The organism is Halomonas sp. 3A7M (genome assembly GCF_014897875.1).
GTDB lineage: Bacteria > Pseudomonadota > Gammaproteobacteria > Pseudomonadales > Halomonadaceae > Vreelandella.
The window spans coordinates 1-19101 of the sequence record NZ_JABUZD010000017.1 but is presented as its reverse complement, the minus strand read 5'-3'; the positions used below and the strand labels follow the sequence as shown (position 1 = coordinate 19101).

Genomic DNA, 19101 nt, shown 5'->3' with positions numbered 1-19101 from the left:
AAAATTCTCCAAGAATGAGCGAGACTATGACTGCAGGACATGCATAGAGGTTCCCCATCTCTTTAATTACCAGTGAGATAGGGCACCTTTATTTATCATCAGCGACTAGTTCAAGCCTAATAGATAATTCGCTACAGCTTCCATGTCGTTATCACTCATTTTAGAAGCAATATCGCCCATAATGTTATTCGGGCTGTTAGCACGCTCACCGGAAGCAAAGTCTTGCAATGTAGACACCATATACTCTGTGTGCTGACCTGAAAGCGCTGGATATACCGCGCTGCCAATACCAGCCCCCGTAGGTGTATGACAAGCACTGCAAGCAGGAATACCTTTGGACATATCACCCGCCCGGTACAGCTCTTCACCGCGCGCTAAAAACTCTGAGTCTTCATCGTTGGTTTGGCCAAGATTTGCGTTTTGGCCTGCAAAGTGAGCCGCAACATCCCAAGCATCTTGATCAGAGAATGCATCAACTTGACCAGCCATGGTGGGAACCAAGCGGTTGCCGTCGCGAATATCCATGATTTGCTTGGCCAGATAGGACATCTGCTGCCCTGCCAGATTAGGGAAAGTACCCACTGCGCTGATACCTTGCTGACCATGACAGGCCGCACAGGTTTGAGCCAGTTCACGACCTGCCGCCGCATCCGCGTCAGCTTGGTGGTCGGTTTGAGCGTGTACGGTGCCAACGGCACCCATGGTAATTGCCAGGCTTGCCAGTAACTTTCTCATTGCTATTCCACTATGCCGTTTGATTATTGACTGGTACGCATCCCGGGCGCTGCCCAGGTTCAGCACTTTACCAGGGTCAGCTCCGCCAAAACGAACAACATGCCGTGTTGGTCGCTGCTGGCTAGAGCGCGATGGTACACTAGCGCCCCAGGTCGCAGTTATAAACCGCTTGCATTATAACGAATCACCCTAGCGGCGGGAATGCAAGTCCAGGTCTGCTTTTGGGGTAATTCGTCGCGGTACCGTCATTTACTCACGTTAACGTGGTGAAACGGGCCGTCTTATACGTCTGTTTTTCAGGATTAACACCATGTCTACTGCCAATGATCACCCAGTCGTTCGACTGAACTACCCCACAGCGCGTTTTATGATCAGCGCGCCAACGCTTGCTCTGTGTCCAGACGATACCGGCGCAGAAGTCGCGTTTGCTGGGCGCTCAAATGCGGGTAAATCAAGCGCGATTAACGCACTTACTCAACAAAATGCCCTTGCCCGCACCTCGCGTACGCCAGGCCGCACCCAGTTGATCAACTTTTTCAGCGTCATGAACGACGAATCGCGTCGCTTAGTCGACTTGCCAGGCTACGGCTACGCCAAAGTGCCTGAAGCGGTAAAACTAGAGTGGCAGCAGCACCTGTCTGACTATCTGCGTGGCCGCTTCAGCCTACGTGGCCTTGTACTGCTAATGGACGTGCGCCACCCGCTAACCGAGTTCGACCAAATGATGCTCAACTATGCAGATGAGCGCGAAATGCCTGTGCACATTCTGCTTACTAAGTCCGATAAATTAAAAAAAGGCCCTGCTAGTGCCGCGCTGCAAAAAGTCCGCTCTCGTCTTAAAGAGTGGGAAGACTTAGTCTCCGTTCAGCTTTTCTCATCGCTCAAGCGCGACGGTGTAGATACGCTTTCTCAAAAGCTCGACCAGTGGCTGCATACTTCTGAGTAAACCAAGGATCGCCGAACAAGCCAAGCTTTCCCGATTAAACGGAATCTTGCCAAACAAACTCAGTCTTCTTAAACAAGCCGCTTTTTCACGAGCGTCGCTCCAACCACTTGATCAACTCGGGCAATTCTTTCACGTGGGCAATGCGGTGGGTGCGTGCAGGCAAGGCTTGGTCGCCTTGCGCGGCGATCCATACGGCGTGCATGCCCAGTTGCTGTGCAGGTAATATGTCCTCTTGCCAGGAATCACCTACATGCATGGCGCGGTGCGGCACAACATTCAGGCGCTCCAGGGCGGTGAGAAACGGCCTAGGATCTGGTTTTGGCGCCAGTAATTCGCCTGCAGCAATAGCCACTGGAAAGTACGCCGCTAACGGCTGGCGTTTAAGGTGAATATTGCCATTGGTAATAGCGGCTAGCTGGTAACGTTCGCTCAACGCAGATAATAGCCCCGCGGCTTCGGGGTGCGGCGTTACTTGTACCCGCAGACGATGAAACTCATTCATAGCAGCGGCAGCCCATAGCAACGCACTGCTGCGTGCTAAGCCTTGGGCTTCCAGCTGTGCTTCTAACGCCCGCAAACGCAGCCAGGTAAAATCGCCACGCCGTTCTGGCACCCGCTTGGCCCACTCTTGGCGGCGCTCCAGATAATCGGCCAGCCCCTGCTGGTAACTTAGCGCTAATGGCGCTTCATGGCGTGCTTTGCGCCACGTTGCCAGCGCTTCAATTAGCCAACGATAGTGGCCCTCTTCCGTTTTTACCATCACGCCTTGGTTGTCCCATAGCGTATCGTCAAGATCAAACGTAATCGCTTGCAGAGAAGCCATGGTTAACTCCGTGTCGTGCGGCGTTTTGCGCGGGGGTGAGCGGCATCATAGCTTTCGGCCAAGTGCTGCCAATCCAGGCGGGTGTAGACTTGAGTAGTCGATAAATTAGCGTGGCCCAGCAATTCCTGCACCGCCCGCAGATCTTGGCTGGATTCCAATAAATGACTTGCAAACGAGTGACGCAGGCGATGGGGATGAAGGTGCTCAGGCAAACCACGCACAATAGAAAGTTGCGCCAAGCGCTTTTGAATACCACGGTGTCCCAGACGTTGCCCACGCTGACCAACAAATAACGCCATTTCGCCGGTTGCCGCTAGCTCAGACCGACACGACAACCACGCCTTAATCGCTTGATCCGCTCGCTGACCAACGGGCACTTGCCGGGGTTTACTGCCCTTCCCCATCACCCGCACATGCTGAGCATTTAAGTTATCTAAATCCAGCGCAGCAAGCTCCGCTAGGCGTAGACCGCTGGAGTAAAACAACTCGAGCATGGCTTGGTCACGTATTGCCAGCGGCGTGCCGTCGTGCGGCGTGTCTAAAAAGCGTGAGAGTGCATCCACATCAAGCGGTCTGGGCAAGTGGCTTGGCTGCTTTGGCGTGCGCAGTAGCCCCACCGGATTGTCGGCAAGCACGTGATGCTGCACAAGATAGTCAGCAAAACGTGATAGTGCAGCGCGGCGGCGGGCTAAACTTCTCGGCGCGAGGCCGCGACTGCGCTCCGCCCCCAAAAAGGCGCGTAGAAATGTAGTGTCTAACGTCGCTGCCTCGGTGACGCCGCGTTGCTCAGAAAAACGCTGCAGGGCGGTTAAATCCTGACGATACGCAGCCACGGTGGCAGGGCTTGCGTGGGTCGCAAGCTTACGTAAATACGCCTCGACCTGCGTCGTTAATGAGCTTGGGCTATCCATGGTGTTCTAGGCGCAGCAGTAGCCGTGCCACGATATCGCTCAGGTACTCTGTAAACAGCGTATCCATACTGGCGCGGTAACAGTCGGGGTCAGGACTTGCGAGCAGCAAATACCCCAGTTGCTCGCCCGCCGAAAGACGCGAAATGGCGCAAGAACCCGCGCGCCGGGGTGCTTTAGTATGTGGCAACAGACATTTCCAGTCGCTAACGCTGAGCTTGGCACAACGGCTGGTGCGCCCATCTAGCAGCGCAGCCAAACGAGCGCTGGCATGCTGGTCCAACACATGGCGTGGTGGTTGAGGCGGCGTTGGCTCCTCGTCACTCAATGAAGATGGGCACCATAGTGCCATTGCCGGCGTTTGAAAGTGCTCGCTTAACTGAATAGCAAGCGCTTGGGCCAAGGCATCACGATCTTCTGCTCCCACCAGACTGAGTAGCGTCTCACGCAGTCGACGGTATTGGGCTTCATTATGCCGTGCTGTTTCTAGCAGGTGCTCAAGCCGTCCCTCTGCTGTTTCAGCACGCTGACGTAAATCGATTACCAAGCGCTCTAGCAGCGATACCGCCCCATCAATGTGGGGGTGCGGTACCTTAAGTTGCTGCAGCAAGCCTTCACGACCAACAAAAAAATCGGGATGACGGGCCAGCCAAAACGCCACTTGATCAGGGTCGAGCGTTTTGCGCGGCTCGGGGGCTTGAGACATCGCCGTTCTCCTCGAATTAGTTGAGTGTGACACGACCGTCGAAGACGCGTGTAGCAGGGCCCACCATCACCAACGGCGCTTCGGGGTCGGGCCACTCAATGCTTAACTGACCACCCGGCAAATGAACGGTGACCGGGCTTTTCAATAACCCCTGGCGAATGCCACTAGCCACAGCAGCGCAGGCGCCGGTGCCACAAGCAAGCGTCTCGCCGCTGCCACGCTCATACACTCGCAGGCGAATTTCGCTGGGCGACACAACCTGCATAAATCCCACATTCACCCGCTTCGGAAAGCGAGGGTGAGACTCAAGCAACGGACCAAGATGCTCAACCGGTGCACTATCAACACTTTCCACCTGCAGCACAGCATGGGGATTGCCCATCGAGACAACTCCCAGCTCCAGCGTATCACCGTCGACCTCGACAGTGTGTAAGGGTTGATCCCCCGGTGCTTCAAACGGCAACGTGGCGGGATTAAAGCGCGGTCTCCCCATATCAACGCGCACCATACCGTCGTGCTGAACATTAAGTACCAGTGACCCACCGGCCGTTTCCACATGAATTTCATGCTTATGTGTCAGGCGCTGGTCGCGAACAAAACGTGCAAAGCAGCGCGCGCCATTGCCGCAATTTTCAACTTCGCTGCCATCCGCATTAAAAATACGGTAGCGAAAGTCCATCTCTGGATCACGGGGCGGCTCAACCACCAATAATTGGTCGAAGCCAATGCCAAAGCGCCGGTCTGCTAGCTGGCGAATCTGCTCATCACGCAGACGCGCTCGCTGAGTCACCAGATCCACCACCATAAAATCATTACCCAGACCATGCATTTTGGTGAAGTGCAACAGCATCAGCGCTCCCCTTCCGGCAGCAGAGCTTCACCGGCCCACAGGCTTTCCAGGCTTTCCCGAGCGCGGACCACATGATAGCTACTGCCATCGACCATCACTTCCGGAGGGCGTGGACGGCTATTGTAATTTGACGCCATCACAAAGCCGTAAGCACCCGCTGATCGAACGGCCAGTAAATCGCCCTCAGCAATTGCCAAATCGCGCTCTTTACCGAGGAAATCGCCGGTTTCACAGACAGGACCGACCACATCATAGACCGCACGCTCACGCTGCTGGCGGGTATCCACCGGCACAATCGCCTGCCATGCCTGGTACAACGCAGGGCGGATCAGGTCATTCATAGCGGCATCAACAATCGCGAAATTTTTGGTTTCGCCGGGTTTTAAGAACTCTACACGGGTCAGCATTAAACCTGCGTTAGCGGCAATAGAGCGGCCAGGCTCAAATAGCAAAGTAAGCGCTTCACCGCCCTCCCAGCGAGAAAGGCGTGCCAGCAATTGACTCGCATAATCAAACGGCTGAGGTGGCTTTTCATCACGATAAGGCACACCTAGCCCGCCACCTAAATCCAAATGGTCAATCTCGATGCCGCGCTCACGCAACCGCTCCATCAACATTAACAGCCGCTCAAGAGCATCTAAAAAGGGTGCCGTTTCAGTGAGCTGAGAGCCAATATGGCAGTCTAGCCCGGTGACACGCAAGTTGGGTAAGCTGTCAGCCAGCGTGTAAACATCCAGCGCTTCGTCGACTGGAATACCGAACTTATTGTCTTTCAGCCCAGTGGAAATATAGGGATGGGTACCAGCATCCACATCTGGGTTTACCCGCAGCGATACCGGTGCCACCTTGCCCAGTTCCGCCGCAACAGCGTTTAATCGCTCAAGCTCGGGACGGGATTCAACATTGAAGCACTTAATGCCAACGTCTAGCGCACGGGCCATTTCATGAGGCTGCTTGGCAACGCCTGAAAACACGACTTTTTTCGGATCACCACCCGCTTTCAGCACGCGTTCAAGCTCACCAATCGAAACAATATCAAACCCAGCGCCCAAGCGAGCAAGCAAACCCAACACGGCCAAATTAGAGTTAGCCTTCACCGCATAACAAATTAAATGGGGATGACCACCCAGGGCTTCGGTATAAGCACGAAAATGGCGCTCTAACGTCGCTTTCGAATAAACATAACAGGGCGTGCCCAGTTCAGCGGCGACCTGGGTAAGCGGGACGTCTTCGGCATAAAGCACGCCATCGCGGTAGTTAAAGTGATCCATTACCCCTCCTGCTCGGCAGCCGAACCATGGGTGTCTTCATCAGGCAAATAGAGCGGCCCTTTCTGGCCGCAACCCACTAATAGCAGCGCGATCATCAGCACCGCACTCAAGGTGGTAACACAGCGTTTCATGCATCACCTTTAAGCGCAGCTAACGCCTCGCGGGCACGGCTGGCAGCGGCGCGCACCTGATCAGGCGCGGTGCCACCGATATGGTTACGGGCGGCCACAGAGCCTTCTAATGTAAGCACCTCGAACACATCCTGCTCAATCGTGGCAGAGAACTGCTGCAATTCTTCAAGGGTCATTTCAGACAGATCTTTCTTAGTCTTCAAACCGTAAGCCACCGATTGACCGACAATTTCATGGGCATCGCGGAAGGCGACGCCCTTGCGAACCAAGTAATCAGCAAGGTCCGTGGCGGTTGAGAATCCACGTCGTGCGGCTTCATACATGCTGTCTTTTTTCGGCTCGATAGCAGGCACCATGTCAGCAAAGGCTTTTAAGCAGTCGCGCACGGTATCAACGGCATCAAACAGCGGCTCTTTGTCTTCCTGGTTGTCCTTGTTGTAGGCCAGGGGCTGAGACTTCATCAGCGTTAACAGCGCCATTAAATGACCATACACACGGCCCGTTTTACCGCGAACCAGTTCGGGAACATCAGGGTTTTTCTTCTGCGGCATAATCGAAGAGCCGGTGCAGAAGCGGTCAGGCAGGTCGATAAAATCAAATTGAGCGCTGGTCCATAGCACCAGCTCTTCACTCATCCGCGATAGATGCATTAGCAGAATGCTGGCAAAGCTGGTGAATTCGATAGCGAAGTCACGATCAGAGACGGCGTCCAGCGAGTTTTCTGCCGGGCGATCAAAGCCGAGTAATTCAGCAGTGACATGGCGGTCGATGGGGTACGTGGTACCCGCTAGCGCCGCGGCGCCAAGAGGCATCACGTTCACCCGCTTGCGGCAGTCCAGTAAGCGCTCGTGGTCACGGGTTAGCATCTCTTGCCATGCCAATAGATGGTGGCCAAAGGTCACCGGCTGTGCCGTTTGCAAATGAGTGAAGCCGGGCATAATGGTATCGGCTTCACGGTCAGCAAGCTCAATCATGCCTTCGCGCAGACGCACCAGCTCCGCTTCGATCACATCGATCTCATCACGCATGAACAAGCGAATATCGGTCGCTACTTGGTCGTTACGTGAGCGGCCGGTGTGCAATTTTTTGCCGGTAATACCAATTTTGTCGGTCAACCGCGCTTCGATATTCATGTGTACATCTTCAAGCGGGACCGACCAGTTAAACTCGCCTCGCTCGATTTCACCCTGAATCTCGGTGAGACCATTGATAATGGTGTCACGCTCTTCATCGGTCAGTACACCGACTCGCGCTAGCATGGTGGCGTGGGCAATCGAGCCCTGAATATCCTGGCGCGCCAGGCGTTGGTCGAAAGTCACAGACGCGGTGAAGCGTGCGACAAAAGCATCGGTGGGCTCGCTAAAGCGACCGCCCCAAGACTGGTTCGTAGCTTGGCTCATCGGAGGCATATCCTGCTGACAAAACTGAAGGAGTCGTTAAAAACTAAAGTCATCGTTATCAGAAAGTGTACCAGAGTCGCCGCACTCAGCGGCATGCCGTTTTATAGTCGTTTTTCATGTCGGCGAGGTCTCAGCGTCACTAAACGGATAAGGAGATTCGTGTAATAAGCTACGTATGGCTGAAAATGGCATCGGACGAGCAAAGTAGAAGCCCTGAAAATGCTTGCTATGGCGTGCGCTGAGATATGCATACTGCTCTGCCGTCTCTACGCCTTCGATTAATACCTCAAGACCCAGCTTGGCCGCCATGGTTACCACGCCATCGACAATCGCAGCATCCCGAGTGTCGTTGACCACGTCGCGCACAAATGATCGATCAATTTTAAGCTTGTTAATCGGCAAGTGTTTGAGATAGCTAAGACTGGAAAAGCCGGTTCCGAAATCATCCAGCGCAATATGCACACCCAGCGAACGCAGATCCTGCAATGTTTGTATGACATGCTCCGTACTGTCCATCAGTACGCCTTCGGTAAGCTCTAGCTCTAATAATTCGGGTGCCAAGCCTGTCTGCTCAAGCACCCGTTCAATAGATAACAAAAATCCCGCGCGCTGAAACTGCATGGGCGAAATATTCACCGCCATGGTAATAGGCACATTTGCGCTCGCGTTCAATCTGACAGCATCACGACACGCCCTCTCCAACACCCACTCACTGATCGGCATAATCTGTCCGGTATCTTCTGCCAAACTAATAAACTGGCCAGGAGCAATGTTGCCACGCTCAGGGTGATACCAGCGAATCAGCGCCTCTACGCCAGAAACTCGACCCGTGGAGCCATGTATTTGCGGTTGGTAATGCAGCTCAAATTGCGACTGTTCTATGGCTTGTTGCAACGCATGACGTAAATTAACCCGTTCAGAAACTTTACGATTTAGCTCATCGGTATACCACTGATAGGTATTACGCCCTTGCCGCTTGGCTTTATACATCGCCAGATCCGCCTGCTGTATAAGCTGGCGCGGTTCGCTAATCATTCCATCATCAGTGGCAATTCCTATACTGGCAGTAATACGTAGCTCGCTGCCTCGATACCAGTAGGGCGCAGAGAGACGAGCGAGCAGTCGCTCAACGACCTGCATGACATCTTTTTCATGGGCTAAATCAGGCAATAGAACGATAAACTCGTCTCCCCCAAAACGCGCCACGGTATCCCAAGGGCGCAGCTCTTCTTCAAGGCGCTTGGCGACCTCAATTAACATATAGTCGCCTACCTCGTGACCAAGCGTGTCATTAATCGGTTTAAAGTCATCTAAATCGACAAATAGCGCGGCTATATAGCGGTGATACCGCTTAGCCAGCTGGCAGCCCTGTGCCAGTCGCTGGTCGAGTAACAAGCGATTAGGCAAGCCTGTTAATGCATCGTGGCAAGCGTTATGTCGAAGCTGCGCTTGGTATTCGCGCTGGGCAGTAATGTCATTCTGTACACCAATGAAGTGCGTTACAGCGCCCGCAGTATCGCGCACAGGGGAAACATACAGATCATTCCAAAATGGCACTCCGTTACGACGGTAATTGCGCATCACGACATGAACGTCTTGCTGCGCTCGAATCCCTCTGCGCAGCTGATCCAGCGTGGTGGGATCCGTCTCTTCGCCCTGCAAAAAGCGGCAGTTTTGCCCTATCACCGTACCCCGAGAGTAGCCGGTAATTCGCTCAAAAGCCGTGTTCACATAAACTATTGGCAAATCATGCCGCTGAGCATCAACAATGATGACACCATTGATACTCGATTCAACGCTCCTCTCTAGCAGTGTAAGCTGCCGTTCTGTCGCTTTGCGCTCAGTGATATCTTGGGTTGAGCCCTGAACCTGAACAACGTGCCCCTGTTCGTCTCGTACGGCTTTTCCAATCACTCTTACCCATCGCCTTACTTCTTGTCGAGTGATGATCTCTAGCTCTTCATCAAAGCTGATACCGTGCTCGCAACAGGCTTCAAAAACCTCACGGATACGCTGCCGGAAGCTCGGCGCATAGAAGTCAATTGCCTCCTCAACAGTGGGTTGAAACCCGGGCGAAACGCCATGCAGGCGACACACCTCGTTCGACCAAATAGGCAGTCTTTCGGACATATCAACATACCAGCCACCAATCAGCGCTGTCTCGCCAACTATTTGGAAGAGCCTCTGATTACGGATGAGCTGTTTCTCGATGGCTTTTCGTCGCGAAATATCACGGGCGACTACGTAAATGACCCCTTCCCCCACCACAGCGGTCACTTCTAGCCACACCATTTGTCCCTCAGCCGTCAGCGCTCGAACATCAAACGGAGGTACTCTCTTTTGGGACTGGAGACACGCCAATGCTTCCTCGACAACCGGGATATCGCGACGGTCCACTACCTTGCTGCATGGCTTGCCTATCCATGCGCTAGCGGAATAGCCCAGCAAGGTTTCAAACATAGGATTGACGTTAAGTAAAATGCCTGCGAAATCAATACTAAAGAATAAGTCTTGTGATAATAAAAAAAACTGGTCTAACTTGCCTTGAGATTTAGCAAGGGGCATGGCATTACCTAAATATGTGGTTTGCCTGACAACACTGGCCTTAAATTCAGCCGGTTATTTTTACTGTGTGGCTGGGTGCTTTATGATGAGACTTATCATAGTTCGTCGCGACCTGTAAGCGACAAAGGGAGAACCACGTGTCATCCATCACTAAACTGCGCATTGCCACGCGTAAAAGCCAGCTTGCCATGTGGCAAGCCGAGCACGTCCGCGACCGCTTGATGGCGGCACACAGCGGCCTGGAAGTCGAACTTATTGCGCTCTCCACTAAGGGCGATAAAATTCTCGACACACCGCTTTCCAAGATTGGCGGTAAAGGGCTCTTTGTGAAAGAGCTAGAAGATGCCATGCTCGATGGGCGTGCAGATATCGCCGTTCATTCAATGAAAGATGTTCCTATGCACTTTCCCGAAGGGCTCGGTCTTTCTGTCATTTTGGAAGGCGCCGATCCGACCGATGCGTTTGTTTCTAACCACTATACCAGCATCGACGAGCTACCAGAGGGTGCTCGTATCGGTACCGCTAGTCTGCGTCGTGGCTTGCAAATACGTGAAGCGCGCCCTGATCTGCAGATTCTTAATCTACGCGGAAACGTACAGACTCGCTTAGCCAAATTAGATGCGGGCGAATTTGATGCCATTATTCTCGCCACCTCTGGCTTGAAACGCTTAGGTCTCGATGAACGAATTGCCCAAGCACTGCCGCCTGAAATATGCCTTCCTGCCTGTGGCCAAGGGGCACTAGGCATCGAGTGTCGCCTCCATGACCCCGAGCTAATCGGCTTATTAGCCCCGCTGGATGACCCCGACACTGCCACCCGTGTACGTGCCGAACGCGCCATGAACACCCGTCTTGAAGGCGGTTGCCAAGTGCCTATCGCAGGCCATGCCGTGCTTGATAAGGCAGGCGATACTATTTGGCTGCGCGGTTTGGTTGGCAACCCAGAAGGTACAGAGGTACTGCGTGCAGAAGGCAGCGGTTCCATTCATGAGCCCGAAGCCCTGGGTATCCGAATCGCCGAGGATCTGCTGGATCAAGGGGCAGGCGATATATTAGCCGAGGTGTATGGCCGCAACGTATGAGTCAACCGGTACTGATCTGCCGCCCCGGTGAGCGGGGTGAGGCCCTAGCAGACTCGCTGCGTGCTAAGGGAGCTTCTGTAGAGCACCTCAATGTTATGCGCTTAGAGCCGCTGCCCGAGGACCACGTTCAACGTAGCGTGTGGTTAGATATTGATCAGTACCATAAAATAGTGGTGGTCAGCCCCTTTGCCGCTTACTGTTTAAGCGAGGCGCTTGATCGCTATTGGCCACAGCTGCCTGTGGGCATTGATTACTATAGCGTAGGCCGTGCGACGGCAAGCATGCTCTTTGAACAACTGGGTGTGCGTGTCCATATTCCTTCGCCTGACTACGGAGAAGACACGAGCGAGGCGCTGTTGTCACTAGCCTCACTCAAAACGCTTACGCATCAGCGTATATTGCTAGTGGCTGGTGAAGGTGGTCGCTCATTATTAGCCGATACATTGAGCGCACGTGGGGCCAACGTGACCCGCATAGCCGTGTATCGACGTGTATATCAAGCGCCAACGCCTGCCCTGCAACAACGTCTATTAACCGGCGATTATCGAGCGTTAATCGCTACCAGCGGCGAACTGCTTCAACATCTGGCAAGATGGTGTGAACAAGCAGCGTTGAACCAACCGCTAATCGTTTCCAGTCACCGTTTAGCTAAACTGGCCGGTAAACTGGGTTTTCGTGACCTCAAGGTGGCGTCGGGAGCAACACCAGCTGCACTGGCAGCGGCGTTGGGTCGGTCCTGCAACCCGAAGGGTGCCGATGTCGATCAAGGAACTTAATAAGGGCTAGCGACAGATGAGCAAACAACCAAATGATCAGGAAGGCGTACACAACGCGTCTGCCGATACAACTCAAAACGACGCTAAACCGAGCGACACCTCCGCGTCAGCCGCGTCGGGCGGCGAAACGTCAACAGCAGGCAATACGGCAGCATCTTCTTACGCCGCTAAAAACAGCCGCTCGCGTCGCCGTAATAAAGCGGGCTCTAGCGCGCCCAGTGCCAGCACCGCCTCAGCGAACGTCAATAATGACCAAGCCTCGCCCCAACCAAGCGACGCGCCCAAACAGACAGCTGATGCTAAATCTTCTGCAGATACTAAATCTTCGGCAGACACTAAGCCGTCAGCAGGTACCAAGCAGACGGCAAGCGCCAAGCCAACGAGCAGTGGCAATAGCACGTCTAGCAATAGCGCGTCTGGCAATGCTGCGCATGTCCCGCCCTCTTCTAAGAACAGCACCACGAACAGTGGTGGTGGCAAAGGCAGTGGTATCGCCATTGCATTGGTGATTATCCTGGCACTTGCCGTCGCGTTTGCTGCTTGGCAAGGCTGGCAACGCTTGGATAACCAGCAGCAGCGTATAGACGAGCTCGCCCAACTGACACAAAGCAGTGCCTCGCAACAGGCAGTTAGCAACCTAACATCGCGCATTGAGAGCAGCGAAGCCGAGCGCACCCAAGCGCTGAATAGCACGATGAGCGAACTGCGTAGCGAGCTGGACAGCTACCGTGGCGAGGTCAACAGCACATTAGACAACGTGCTAGCTCAGCTTTCTCAAGAGCAGGAGACCGACGAGCGAGACTGGCTTCACGCTGAAGCCGCCTACCTGCTACGGTTAGCCAACCAGCGCCTGCAACTGGAAGGTGACGTTGGAGGTGCTGCCGCCCTGCTGCGTACCGCCGATGCTCGCTTGGTCGATGCCGACAACCCTGCATTAACGCCAGTACGTCGTGAAATTGCTAACGAACTTGCCGCCCTGGACGCCGTACCACAGGTTGATCGCACAGGTATTTATCTTGCATTGAACGCTCAGCAAGAGCGTATTGCTGGCCTACGCCTGTCACAAGAGATCGAAGAGCGCGCCGTTACCTCTAGCATTGAACAGCCGCCCACGGGCACTTTCCAACGTCAATTGGCTCGCTTTGGGGAAGAGCTAAAAGATCTTGTGGTGATTCGTCAGCACGACGAAGCGTTAGAAACACTGATTACACCCGAGCAAGAGTCCTATCTGCGTCAAAGCCTACGCCTGATTCTTGAACAGTCTCAGCTGGCACTGCTTAAAGAAGAGCAAGCGCTTTTTGAGGCAAGCATCGATAAGGCACTGGCGCTGCTCAACGGCTACTACGATACCGAACGAGAAGAGACGCAAAGCGTTATTGCTCGCCTGCAAGAACTGAAGCAAACCCAGGTGCAGCCTGAGTTACCAGACATCAGTGCTTCGCAACAGGCACTAGCGGGCTTTATTGAAAACCGCTTTGAGTCGCGTCGCCAAGGTGGAGGTGATGCATGAGAAAGCTAATTCTCTTAATTGTTGCCGGCTTAGCGGTCGGCGCACTGTTCGGGCACCTGATGATGTCGGTGCCAGGCTACTGGTTAATACGCGTTGGTGACACCTCGGTACAAACGTCGTTTTGGTTCGGCTTGGTGCTGCTACTGGGTGCCTTCATCGTTTTGCACTTTGCATTACGCCTGCTCAGCGGCATTATTCGTCCGGTCGGGCGTTTTCGCACCTGGAATAGCCGTGCCCGCAATCGTCGTGCCATGAAACGCACCGTGCGCGGCTTGGTGGCCTTAACCGAAGGCCGTTGGAAAAAAGCCGAGAAAACGCTGGTGCGAGCGGCTGACGATTCCAGCACACCTCTTGTGAACTACCTCTCTGCGGCACTGGCGGCGCATTACCAAGGTCACCACGAAATGTCTCAGGAGCATTTAAATCAGGCTCAGCTCACTACCGAAGGGGCTGATACGGCGATTGGCCTGATGCAAGCTCAACTGATGATTGATCGTCAGCAGCCTGAAGAGGCGCTGGCCATTCTGAATCGTCTGGATAAGAAGCTGCCCAACCACCCGCAAGTCCTCAAGCTGCTTAAGCAAGTGCACTTAAGCGTTAACGATTGGGAAGGCTTACGCCAGTTAATACCCCGTTTGGCAGCGCAAAAGCTGATCACTCAGCAAGAACGTGAGCAACTGGAATTCAAAGCATACCGTGAATTGATTATTTTTGAGGCAAAAAACCCCACGAATATCGAGCGTGTACGCGGGCTATGGGCCGATATGCCGGACTATCTACGCGGCAATACCGAGCTAATCGTGCTCTATACCGAGGCGCTTTTACAGGCCAACGAAGAGCCTATTGCTGAGCGCTTGCTTAATCACTCACTGGACAACCACTGGGATGCGCGCTTAGTAAAACGCTACGGCCTACTAAACGTAGACGCTGCGCGCCAGCTAGCAAAAGCGGAAAAATGGCTGCAAGAACGCCCCAACGATCCCGAACTATTGCTGACCTGTGGCCGACTATCGCTGCGTACTGGTAAGTGGGAAAAAGCACTGGAGTACTTTGAAGCCAGTCAACGTCAACGCCCCAGCGGTGAAGTATGCGCCGAGCTTGCTCGCCTCTATGCAAGCCTTGGCGAACACAACAAGAGCCAGCTCTACTACCGGCATAGTGTCGATATGCTCGCTAAATCACTGCCCTCGCTTCCACAGCCAAGCGATGCCAATGACAGCAAACAAAGTGAGCTCAAAAAAGGCGTTAAACAAAGCGCTTAACGTCGTTAGCAAGCCGCTAATGAAAAAGGGTGCCCATCATGGGCACCCTTTTTCTTTACGTGTTAACGCGTTTTTTTTGCCAAATCTGACGGTGTTTCAACCGCGTCATCAGCAGCTAACTCAGACGTACAATGGTAAAGAACCGAGCAGCTTGCGCTGATCAAGCAGAAAACGCTCTCTTAACATCAAGTGGTTTTGAGGTGATTGCTACGAGTAGGCAGGCACAAATAGATCAGCGATTGGCGCTGTTGCCCCAAGTGTGCATCAGTTCGTTGGAAGGCCAGGTTTCGTCTAGCAATTTAACGGCTGTCTCATGACCTGCTACTGGCAACCCTGTCGGGTCGAGCACCCCGATCTGCACCAGTAGCGAAGCCTGATCCCAGTAAATATGTTCATGATAGAGCTTGTCGCCGCGGAACTTGACGATGGCGACGAGCGGGATTTCCACATACTTACCGGTGGGCGCAATCCCTGGTAGCAACCAGTCGATCTCGCGATCGTGGGTAAAGCAGAACAATGTTTCATCAACGATTTGAGTCGCCCCGATAGTGCGTGATAGAGGAATCAGGGTAGTGTCGGCGGGATTACTGTCGACGAAGTGATGCTTGTAGAAGCGATAGAGCTGCCGATACCCCACCCCGCCCGTGAGCGTCGGGATATGGTTGACATAGGGCTGTTCCACCATGGTGGCCATGGTGGCCATGGTGGCCATGGTGTCGTCCACGTTGCGGGTAGAAAACTCATACTCGCAATGCTTATCCCACAGCGCCGAGAGATCGTAATGAGGCCCTATCGCATTGCGAAAAGCCGTCACCGAGCGCTGGTGGGCCATGAGCGCTGAGGGCTTGTGGTAGTGCTCTGAATGAGGGCGGGCAAAGGCATGATCCACACCCGGGTATAGATACAGCTCGATATTATCCTGCTCGCCCAGGGAAGCTTCTATCGCCTCGCGGGCGGCGGCGGGACAATATTCATCCTGTTCGGCGAAGTGCAGCACTAGAGTCCCACGGATGTTTTTTGCCTCGTCCAGATGGTTCTCGATTCCCATGCCGTAGTAACCCACCGCGGCATCTACATCACAACGACAAGCCGTCAAATAGGCCAGACGGGCACCGAGACAGAAGCCCAGGGCACCTACGGCACCACTGCACTCTGGACGCGACCGTAGGGTCTCGACAGCAGCGGCGATATCTTCAATACCGAGCTCCTGATCGAAGCCTTGAAATAAACCAAAGGCACGTTGCCAATCCTCCGGGGTATAGTCTAATTCAATGCTAGGCGCCTGACGCCAGAACAGATCCGGTGCCAGCACCACATAACCCTCTTCAGCGTAGTAATCGGCGATTTCACGGATGGTGGCATTAACACCGAATATTTCCTGCAGCAGCACAATCCCGGGGCCGCTGCCGGAGGCGGGAACGGCCAGATAACCAGTGAAGTTTCCGCTGCCATCCGCTGCCTTGATCTCGATAGAAGTGCCCATGTAGATACCTTTCGTTGTTGTTGGCGGGTCATTGCTAAAGTCCACGCCATCACCTTAGACAAGAAAGTAAGCACTTCACGATCCGCTAACTGCCATCTCTATCCGCTGAGTGCAGAAAGTAATTTGCCAAGAAATGAATCAAGAAAATCGCTATTTATACTGAAAGGACTTTCGACACTCCCCATTGATGCGGGCACATAACAACAATTGAGATCCTTATGACAACGCAACAATCACTACCCCGTTGGATGAAGCAAGCCCTGATGGAGGATCATCGGAACTTGGTATTCAGCTCGACTGCCGCAGAGGAAACACGCACAAACGTCGCCAATATCTTTAAGTCACATCATCTGGAACCGTTGAGTCACGGTGGCAAACTGTCTGCCCGCCTGCACTCAGTAGCGCTGGGCTGCGTCTCCTATAACCGCCTCGCCTATGGCGGAGCTGTGCGCATCGACCCTGAGCGGCTCGAGCACTTCTACCTGATTCAGATGCCCCTACAGGGACAAGCCCGGATTGACAACGACGGCGAACAGATCGACTCGGGACAGCTGCTGGCCTCAGTACTCAACCCCACGGCACGACTCAGGATGCACTATAGTGAAGATTGTGATCAGTTGATGCTACGTATCGAGCGTGAAGCACTAGAGCATGCCTGTAGCCGCTTTTTGGGACGCCCTCTACGCGCCCCTTTAAGTTTTCACCCCGTAATGTACTGGCGCGACACGCCCAGCTGGTTCAACCTAATCGGCTATATCACTCGGCTGCTCAAGGAGTCACCGGAGGCACACCAAGATCCGCTGATTTCCCCCCAGCTTGAGCAATTGATCATCCATACCCTGTTAACGACTCAGCCCCACAATTACAGCGATGCGCTGCGCCAAGGGGATAAACGCCTCGCCCCACGCCACGTCAAACGGGTGGAGGAGTATATCGAGGCCCATGCCCAAGAGCCGCTGACCCCGGCTCAGTTGGCGTCGGTGGCTGGTGTTAGCCTGAGAACCCTCTATGCCGGCTTCCGAGATTTTCGCCATCAGAGCCCCATGGAAACCTTACGCCAGGTGCGTTTAGAAAGAGTCCGGCAGGCGCTGCTAACCGACACCGACACGGCGACAATCACCGACATTGCCATGGGCTGGGGCTTTACTCATATGGGGCGCTTCAGCCTCAGTTATCGTCAGGTATTTGGCGAATCGCCCAGCGAGACACTACGAAGCCGGTGTCTCGTCGGCCGGTAGCGAGCAGAAAGTCTGCGGTTTTGTCTTTATTCAGGCGGCTAAAAGCAATACTTTTAGACGAATAGCCATTGCTTCACCAAAGTGGCAAAATAACAATACAAGTTCGCAATGCGCACTTAAAGACGACATGCGAACAAACCCTCGACCGCGCTACGGCCTCAAGGCCCCAAAATAATGATTACTGCGGCGAGGCTAGGAGGAAACATGACCGTACCTATGGCCCGACAACAAATCACCGCCGAGTTTCGTCATCCCGACTCGGCCTGCCGCTGGATGAGCCAAGTCAACGGCCCCCATCGTCTGGAAGTACCTCAACCGCGTCAGCTCAGCTTTCGCCATCAAGGAACCTGCCTAGGCAGTGTTTCGATCGGTACCATCGAATACGCCACTCGGGTAACCGTCGACATTGCCGATCTGACCCACAGCTACAGCATTAGTTTGCCCCTTCAGGGCACCCAGAGCATGGAGTATCAAGATAAAGCCTTCGACTCTGATACTGCCGTGGGAGCGATCATCTCGCCTAGCCAAACACTGCGCCTGAGCATGGACGAGCAATGCCAGAAGCGCCTTGTACGCCTCTCCCGCCAAGCCCTTGAACACAAGCTATCACAGCTGTTGCACCGCCATTTATCACAGCCAGTCATCTTTGAACCACGCATGCTTCTAAGCGGAACGGTGAAAGAGTGGTGGCAGATGGTAGCTAACCTGCAGGAAATGCTGCATGCCGAAGGTTCACTCTGCGATATTCCCGAGGTGTGGGGCAATTTCGAGAACTCACTGATTACCAGCCTGCTGTATACCCAGCCTCACAACTACACAAGCGAGCTACTCGGTCGCCAACAGGGGCGCCCTGCCTACCTGAGTGACTTAGAAGCGCTACTCCATGAGTCCTTGGATCGCTCCCTCGGCCTAGCCGAATTGGAACAAGCGGCTGGCGTCTCACGAGAACGGCTCTATCGAGACTTCCATACTCACTACGGAGTCTCTCCCATCGCCTACTTCCGCCAACTGCGTTTCGACTATGTGCGCCAGCGCCTGGAACGAGCCACCCCCAACGAAAGCGTATCGAGCATCGCCATGGATTGCGGCTTCCAGCAGTTGGGGCGCTTTTCACAGGAGTACAAGGTGCGTTTCAGCGAACTGCCCTCGGAAACCCTAAAGCGCTCGGCCACTGTACTGTTACAATAAAAGCCCCTGCCTTACCAGTGCCAAGCACAGATACTTATCTACGATAATGAAACCGCCAAAAAAGATGGTTTATTTTGCATATAAATCATCTTTTAGCACATAGCATGGTAAAGAGAGTCACAGCGGTTTCAATAACCATGAGACATCATTTTTATTATCAATAACAGAACCCACCAATCGTTGGCTAAGTGCCTAACCGAAAGTTTTCGTGCATAATGTATGTAGGA

17 protein-coding genes are annotated in these 19101 nt (G+C 53.8%); 7 read left to right on the top strand and 10 right to left on the bottom strand.

Annotated features, from left to right (window positions below):
- Positions 1-105 precede the first annotated feature (105 nt).
- On the bottom strand, positions 106-735 hold the full coding sequence (locus INT19_RS00890; RefSeq protein WP_089040247.1) for a c-type cytochrome: 630 nt from the start codon (positions 733-735) through the stop codon (positions 106-108).
- A 310-nt stretch (positions 736-1045) separates the two neighbouring features.
- On the opposite strand from INT19_RS00890, the gene yihA reads away from it, so the two are divergent.
- Complete coding sequence (gene yihA / locus INT19_RS00885) at positions 1046-1681, top strand: ribosome biogenesis GTP-binding protein YihA/YsxC (protein WP_089040246.1); 636 nt, start codon at positions 1046-1048, stop codon at positions 1679-1681.
- A gap of 85 nt (positions 1682-1766) precedes the next feature.
- On the opposite strand, the gene INT19_RS00880 is transcribed toward yihA, so the two are convergent.
- The 8 genes from INT19_RS00880 to INT19_RS00845 form a co-directional block, all read right to left on the bottom strand.
- Entirely contained in the window at positions 1767-2504 is a 738-nt protein-coding gene (locus INT19_RS00880; RefSeq protein WP_193059347.1) for an HAD family hydrolase, read from the bottom strand.
- A 2-nt stretch (positions 2505-2506) separates the two neighbouring features.
- Positions 2507-3415: a tyrosine recombinase XerC gene (locus INT19_RS00875; RefSeq protein ID WP_193059346.1), complete on the bottom strand. Its 909-nt coding sequence runs from the start codon at positions 3413-3415 to the stop codon at positions 2507-2509.
- Positions 3408-4118, bottom strand: coding sequence for a DUF484 family protein (locus INT19_RS00870; RefSeq protein ID WP_125753020.1), 711 nt, complete (start codon positions 4116-4118; stop codon positions 3408-3410). Before INT19_RS00870 ends, INT19_RS00875 begins: the two co-directional genes overlap by 8 nt.
- Positions 4119-4134: 16 nt before the next feature.
- The gene (dapF, locus tag INT19_RS00865; protein WP_089040243.1) at positions 4135-4968 is read right to left on the bottom strand and encodes a diaminopimelate epimerase; all 834 of its coding nucleotides are present in this window, start codon (positions 4966-4968) and stop codon (positions 4135-4137) included.
- Positions 4968-6239, bottom strand: coding sequence for a diaminopimelate decarboxylase (gene lysA / locus INT19_RS00860; protein WP_089040242.1), 1272 nt, complete (start codon positions 6237-6239; stop codon positions 4968-4970). The genes dapF and lysA overlap by 1 nt, the downstream gene beginning before the upstream one ends.
- Positions 6239-6370 carry an LPS translocon maturation chaperone LptM gene (gene lptM / locus INT19_RS00855; protein WP_089040241.1) on the bottom strand — a complete coding sequence of 44 codons (132 nt, stop codon included), beginning with the start codon at positions 6368-6370 and terminating at the stop codon, positions 6239-6241. Before lptM ends, lysA begins: the two co-directional genes overlap by 1 nt.
- On the bottom strand, positions 6367-7770 hold the full coding sequence (gene argH / locus INT19_RS00850) for an argininosuccinate lyase (RefSeq protein ID WP_193059345.1): 1404 nt from the start codon (positions 7768-7770) through the stop codon (positions 6367-6369). Before argH ends, lptM begins: the two co-directional genes overlap by 4 nt.
- A 114-nt stretch (positions 7771-7884) precedes the next feature.
- Entirely contained in the window at positions 7885-10335 is a 2451-nt protein-coding gene (locus INT19_RS00845; protein WP_193059344.1) for a sensor domain-containing protein, read from the bottom strand.
- A 137-nt stretch (positions 10336-10472) separates the two neighbouring features.
- Here INT19_RS00845 and hemC point away from each other — a divergent pair, with 137 nt between their 5' ends.
- The 4 genes from hemC to INT19_RS00825 are packed head-to-tail and all read left to right on the top strand — an operon-like array spanning position 10473 to position 14965.
- Positions 10473-11417: a hydroxymethylbilane synthase gene (hemC, locus tag INT19_RS00840; protein ID WP_089040238.1), complete on the top strand. Its 945-nt coding sequence runs from the start codon at positions 10473-10475 to the stop codon at positions 11415-11417.
- Entirely contained in the window at positions 11414-12193 is a 780-nt protein-coding gene (locus INT19_RS00835) for a uroporphyrinogen-III synthase (protein WP_193059343.1), read from the top strand. Before hemC ends, INT19_RS00835 begins: the two co-directional genes overlap by 4 nt.
- 16 nt (positions 12194-12209) lie before the next feature.
- Positions 12210-13703, top strand: coding sequence for a uroporphyrinogen-III C-methyltransferase (locus tag INT19_RS00830; protein ID WP_193059342.1), 1494 nt, complete (start codon positions 12210-12212; stop codon positions 13701-13703).
- Entirely contained in the window at positions 13700-14965 is a 1266-nt protein-coding gene (locus tag INT19_RS00825; RefSeq protein WP_193059341.1) for a heme biosynthesis HemY N-terminal domain-containing protein, read from the top strand. Before INT19_RS00830 ends, INT19_RS00825 begins: the two co-directional genes overlap by 4 nt.
- A gap of 232 nt (positions 14966-15197) precedes the next feature.
- On the opposite strand, the gene INT19_RS00820 is transcribed toward INT19_RS00825, so the two are convergent.
- Entirely contained in the window at positions 15198-16493 is a 1296-nt protein-coding gene (locus INT19_RS00820) for a dienelactone hydrolase family protein (protein WP_319022171.1), read from the bottom strand.
- Between the two features lie 173 nt (positions 16494-16666).
- On the opposite strand from INT19_RS00820, the gene INT19_RS00815 reads away from it, so the two are divergent.
- Together INT19_RS00815 and INT19_RS00810 are read left to right on the top strand one after the other, a co-directional pair.
- Entirely contained in the window at positions 16667-17686 is a 1020-nt protein-coding gene (locus INT19_RS00815; protein ID WP_193059339.1) for an AraC family transcriptional regulator, read from the top strand.
- Positions 17687-17890: 204 nt separating this feature from the next.
- On the top strand, positions 17891-18874 hold the full coding sequence (locus INT19_RS00810) for an AraC family transcriptional regulator (protein ID WP_193059338.1): 984 nt from the start codon (positions 17891-17893) through the stop codon (positions 18872-18874).
- Positions 18875-19101 lie beyond the last annotated feature (227 nt).